Here is a 4,909-nt window from a genome sequence, read left to right as displayed (position 1 = left end):
CAGAAACCCACTTTGCACGCAAATCGGAATGAGCTACTGTCGAGTCATCATACCCAAATTCCGTCCCGCAGCATGGGCAAATATTGTACGAGGCACAGCCAAAACTGTCATACGCCGGCTCATTAAGATCAGGATATCCGCATACCGGACATACATATGCTTGATTACTATTGGGCATTGAAATAGTCCAAATTTGAACCCTTACCATGCGCTGTAGGATCACGCTTGTATCACGTACGAATACTTCCCCACTTGATACGACGCCAAACTCATCGGTGCCAGGGCTGTAACGTACGACATGTCCATTAGGTCTTGCTTTTTCAAGCACGCCCGCAGGCTTCGAGACTGTTAAGAACTTATTAGCTTGCGCTTGATACTCAAGCGTATTTTTTTCGCCAAAGTCACCGCCATGATGTGCAAAGTGATCATCAACCTTGGCTTGGTCGGCAAACTTCGCTCCGCCTCCAACGCCTTTTGCACCGCTACCGCCCCCCCGTCCCACCAACAATCAGCACACCATATCCAGATATCGGGCTGAGAAGATCATTCGAAGCGGATCGTTGAAAGCACCCAGTTCATCCAGCCCTCTCGATTTGGCACCATCGGACCCGGGTTCACAAGCCCCCCCAGAGGCCAGTTCCCTGGGCACCTAACTATCAAGAAGCCGTTTTAATTCGTTTTTAGCCATTTGTCGATTAGTTTGCGAAACAGCTTTATCTTCCACCAACTTTTTCAGGTCTTCTACAAAGTGAGCAGCCTCCGTAGCCGGGCTTCCTGCTACCCAAGATAGAGCGAGATTTATCCAATAATCAGAATCGTGTCCTAGCCCAATCTCTGCCACGCTCATGTAGGGAAAGTCCGGGCCTAACGCCATCTTCGCCCTATCCATGGGCACCTCAAGCAATGAGATAATTTTCTTGAAGTCCGACGCACTTACCAGGCTATACAAGACTCCAGCATTTTCGAGCTTCCAACGACCAGCTTCATCTTTGAATATAACCTGATCAGCGCTCAAATTAATCATTTCAAAATTACTCATACACTACATTCCCGGGTTATGTTTGACATTGAGATTGTACTGCTTGAGGGTCTGCTCAAATCTGCCTCTAACCTCAGGACTCCAATTTTTCCAGTAGTGCCCACTAAACTCATTAGTTATGATTTCTCCGTTCGCCCCTCGCCTAAACATACCACCAACTAGAGTTGAACCATCAGATTTTATAGTCTCTGCCAGCTGTTGATGAGGAGAGCCTCTCAGATTATTGCTTGGTTTACCGACTGCGAAAACCCCGGTTTCAGGATCAAAAACAAACTCAATGGAGCCGCTTCTCGTGTTAGGAAAATAATTTTGAATAGCCTTGGATGACATCGATCCCGGCGCCAAGGCCAATACGCCGGGTGCAGGGCCTGAACCCTGCCAGCTTATCGTTCCTTTTTACCACCTTACCCAGGCAGAAGATATTTCTTCCTAACCTGCTCCATACAATCGATTATTTCTGCCAGCGGCTCCCCTTTAAGCCCAACCTCTGCCAAATCATCAAGGCCGCATTTTTCATAGGCTCTAGCCAAACCCTCTAACATATTCTCCGCATAAGGACTTTCTCTAGACAGCTCTACCCCATATTTCATACCCTCCCTAAATATCGCAGTTTGCAGCACTGCAAATAAACCCACATCTGCAGACGTGCAAAGAGAGTCTGTTTCATCTTGAACATATGCAAAGGCTTGCTCTGGCCGAAGACGAATATGAGATATAGCCTTTTCATAAAGCCTAGAGGCTATCGAATAAATTTCTTCCACAGCCAAATCGGACGCCACTATTACTTCTCCACGGTAAATACATTCAATTGAATATTAGGATATCGCTCGCGAAACTGAGCAACAACATCGCTACAACTCGGACAAACCATTTTCTCTGAAATCAAATTTATACGTCCTGAGGTCTGCGAGCTCGGACCTAGGCGCTGAGCTAAAGTCTCCAGAATTTTAAACGTAATTGGCGTTTTGACCTTTTCGGGTTTCAGCAGCCGCTCGGCATTTTTCTCCAGCCAGTTGAGCCAATCGAGAGTACCGAGGATTTCCGCGATCAATGCATCCGTTTGGCACTTGCCAACCTCCTGCATGATCCGCGTAATGATCGTCGAGCGATTGGCCAGGATTGTTTGCTTGAGCTTGGATAGCTCGGCCAGGCGCGCTTGAATCGACAGCTGTGAATGGGTGCTGAATGCCTGGCGGGCGTTCGCGAATGCGATCCGGGAAACCTCAGCCTCAAATGGCAGCGCGTTACCGTGCGGGTGGGGTTTCAATTCATCGGGAGTATGCATTCATCGTTCCTCGGGGTCCTCAGCAAGCCCCTAAAGTAACCGGCTGCCCGCCCCTGAGGTAGGGTTGAGACGGACGAAAACCGGTTAAAAACGGCTATTAGCCAGAGTCCTCGACCATCTGGCGCGGCGGATGAGCCTGTGCGACCCGTCAGATACAAATCCCAAACCATGTGCTCACGGGCAAAATGGCATAATATGCCAATGATCGAAATAAGCTGTTTGCCCAAAGCTGGAGCTAAATTATGGCGACGCGAAACGTTGTGCTCACCCCTCACCAAGAACAGGTTATCCATGACCTGGTGCAATCCGGCCGTTATCAGAATGCCAGCGAAGTGATGCGAGAAGGTTTGCGTCTATTGGAACAGCGTGTCGCCGAAGATGCCGCCAAAATTGAGGCCCTGCGTCAGGCGACCTCGATCGGCATCATGGATCTTGAGCGCGGGCGCTTCACTCAATTAAATGAAGGGGACCTGGAGCAATACCTTGAGGGGTTGAGCCAGGAGGCCAGTGTCCCGGCGAGCGAGAAACACTGAGGATGCCGCAGTATCGGATTTCCAATGCAGCACGCGCCGACATTGTCGATATTCTCAGGCTCTCCCAGACGCAGTTCGGCGATTACGCACGCCAGCGCTACCAGACGCTGATTCTCACTGCGCTGCAAGATATCGCCGGCACGCCTTATCGCATTGGCAGCCACGACCGCGATGAGCTTGCACCGGGCCTTCGTAGCTATCACCTTATCTATTCACGCCAGCAGGCCAAACAACTTCATGGCGTGGTCAAAACTCCGCGACATATCGTATTCTATCGTGTGGGAGACGGCGACACGATTGAGATCGTCCGACTCCTCCATGACGCCATGGAGGTGCAGTTGCATCTGCCCAACGACTGACCAGAAACGCTAAAGGCCCACGCCTCCTGCACATAAATCTCAGGCACAAAAAAGCCACTCATCTGAGTGGCTTTTTTCTGAATCCTGGAGCGGGAAACGAGACTCGTACCTGGTGTCCGACTCGTTGAAATTTAAGGGGTTTCTTTTCTTGCCGAGGCAGGAAAATACTTAATTTTGGACTTGTTCCCGGTAGGTATCAAGAGCGAGAAAGTGATCCCGTACGAGGTGATCAAGAACCATTGATATCCCGCGGAGTATTCCCGCTCAAATGGTCTCCTTCTTAACTCAACAGCGCTCCCTTCATCAGCGAGACCGCCCTTTTTACCGATAAGACTTGGGCATGACGATTGGAACAATCATCAGCACCGGTGCTGCAGGTGGAGTTATCAGGCCTTCGCTTTTCGCGACCGGCACACCCTTCGCTTTAATCGCATCGAACAACCGCTCCGTGGCCTCCGCATCTATGTATCCGCCATCGTCTATAGATGCGCTGAGCGCGATCTGTCGTCTCTCTTCGGTCAACTGAAGCTGCTTGGTCCGTAGAAAAGTGTAGAGAGACATTTTCTTAAGATTCGTTACGTCTAACTGAACGAGTTCAACATATTTCAACGTTTTAGCGTCCCACCCCTGTACGTAAAGCCTATTGGCTGTCAGCGCATAGGTGCAAAAATAGTAGGTGCCAGTATTCGAATCGGGGGTTGAAACGATCAGAGAGCAGCGACCGTGCTGGAGAACGGTATCAGCCACCCCTAAATCCTTGGCGAGCTGCGCCGCAAATTGACCTCGTTCATAATAGATAATGGATCTATCGTATGGAGTCGTATTGCAACCTGACAAAATCAATGCTGAGCCCAGCGACAATCCTAAGAAAAAAAAAGCGCATACGACACCTAGATTTCATGATTAACAAAAGAAAAATTCGGACAGCACACATCGTTAGCTTAACAAAGCTCGCGAACCATAAGCTCCTATTAAAATACGTTATTGTAGTCATACATATATTCTTCATACTCCTCCAGACTCCAAATATGGCCGTCCAAACGATCGACCATAAATATCCCGCCTGCTTTCTTCTCTGAGGAAGATACGGACGCCAAGCTAAAAGACCAAAACAGGGGCGGAGACCGCGTCTGATCCAGACGCCCCACAATCGCGTTTTGCTCCACCGCAGATTTTTTTGCGATTTCAAATGCAGTTTCAAATGAAAGTTTGCTATCCCTATACGCAACAGGAGCGCTAAAGCAGGGTACATTTTGCCGACGCAAAGCAGAAACTATAGCAACAAGCTTAACCCTATCAATATTTACAGAGAGATAGCCACTGCGCACCGTGCCTTCCTTTAAAAGTAGGCTCTTATCAAATAGACTCAACATCTCAATTTGAGACACATCTACCTCAGCACATAGATACAAGTCACACTTTTTCTGCATACTATATTTCCACCTCCAGACAAAAAACACGCTTCCTCAACAAATACAACCCTTTCATTTTGCAAAAATTAATCAATCGATCACTCCGACAGACCGGATCCTCCACTTATTCAACGAAACATACCGAAGAACAACAACTTACCTCGCCAACGGACACATAAGACTTAAAGCTCTAATAGTATCAGAGGGGCTGGAAGATCAACTCTCTCACCTTCGGCGTAAGCCCAAGACATAGCACAAAGTTTTTTGGACACGCTTCGATC

The 4,909-nt window shown here is 48.7% G+C and carries 8 protein-coding genes and 1 pseudogene; 2 read left to right on the top strand and 7 right to left on the bottom strand.

Translation table 11 applies throughout. From position 1 onward, the window contains the following. From KGA89_RS28580 to KGA89_RS28560, 5 genes and pseudogenes are all read right to left on the bottom strand, one after another. Positions 1–508: pseudogene (locus KGA89_RS28580) on the bottom strand (hypothetical protein); the annotation flags it as partial. 141 nt (positions 509–649) lie between these two features. Continuing rightward, positions 650–1,039, bottom strand: a complete 390-nt coding sequence (locus KGA89_RS28575; RefSeq protein WP_223473115.1) for a hypothetical protein — start codon at positions 1,037–1,039, stop codon at positions 650–652. A gap of 3 nt (positions 1,040–1,042) precedes the next feature. Further along, positions 1,043–1,426 carry a polymorphic toxin type 43 domain-containing protein gene (locus KGA89_RS30920; RefSeq protein ID WP_223473116.1) on the bottom strand — a complete coding sequence of 128 codons (384 nt, stop codon included), beginning with the start codon at positions 1,424–1,426 and terminating at the stop codon, positions 1,043–1,045. Positions 1,427–1,443: 17 nt separating this feature from the next. Continuing rightward, positions 1,444–1,818 (bottom strand): hypothetical protein, encoded by a 375-nt coding sequence (locus KGA89_RS28565; RefSeq protein WP_223473114.1) that lies wholly within the window; start codon positions 1,816–1,818, stop codon positions 1,444–1,446. 2 nt (positions 1,819–1,820) lie between these two features. Further along, positions 1,821–2,324, bottom strand: a complete 504-nt coding sequence (locus tag KGA89_RS28560) for an aldehyde dehydrogenase family protein (protein ID WP_223473113.1) — start codon at positions 2,322–2,324, stop codon at positions 1,821–1,823. 242 nt (positions 2,325–2,566) lie between these two features. Between KGA89_RS28560 and KGA89_RS28555 the strand changes: the two genes are divergently transcribed. Together KGA89_RS28555 and KGA89_RS28550 are read left to right on the top strand one after the other, a co-directional pair. Continuing rightward, positions 2,567–2,857: a type II toxin-antitoxin system ParD family antitoxin gene (locus KGA89_RS28555; protein ID WP_223473112.1), complete on the top strand. Its 291-nt coding sequence runs from the start codon at positions 2,567–2,569 to the stop codon at positions 2,855–2,857. Positions 2,858–2,859: 2 nt separating this feature from the next. Further along, a complete protein-coding gene (locus tag KGA89_RS28550) occupies positions 2,860–3,216 on the top strand; it encodes a type II toxin-antitoxin system RelE/ParE family toxin (protein ID WP_223473111.1) in 357 nt (118 codons plus the stop codon). 321 nt (positions 3,217–3,537) lie between these two features. Here KGA89_RS28550 and KGA89_RS28545 read toward each other — a convergent pair whose 3' ends face one another. Next, positions 3,538–3,963 (bottom strand): hypothetical protein, encoded by a 426-nt coding sequence (locus tag KGA89_RS28545; protein ID WP_223473110.1) that lies wholly within the window; start codon positions 3,961–3,963, stop codon positions 3,538–3,540. Positions 3,964–4,187: 224 nt separating this feature from the next. Next, entirely contained in the window at positions 4,188–4,646 is a 459-nt protein-coding gene (locus KGA89_RS28540) for a hypothetical protein (RefSeq protein WP_223473109.1), read from the bottom strand. Positions 4,647–4,909: the final 263 nt, after the last annotated feature.

It is taken from the genome of Pseudomonas sp. A-RE-22 (genome assembly GCF_019956035.1).
Taxonomy (GTDB): Bacteria; Pseudomonadota; Gammaproteobacteria; order Pseudomonadales; family Pseudomonadaceae; genus Aquipseudomonas; species Aquipseudomonas brassicacearum.
Note: the sequence above shows the minus strand (reverse complement) of the source record. Positions and strands in the feature narration are given on the sequence as shown.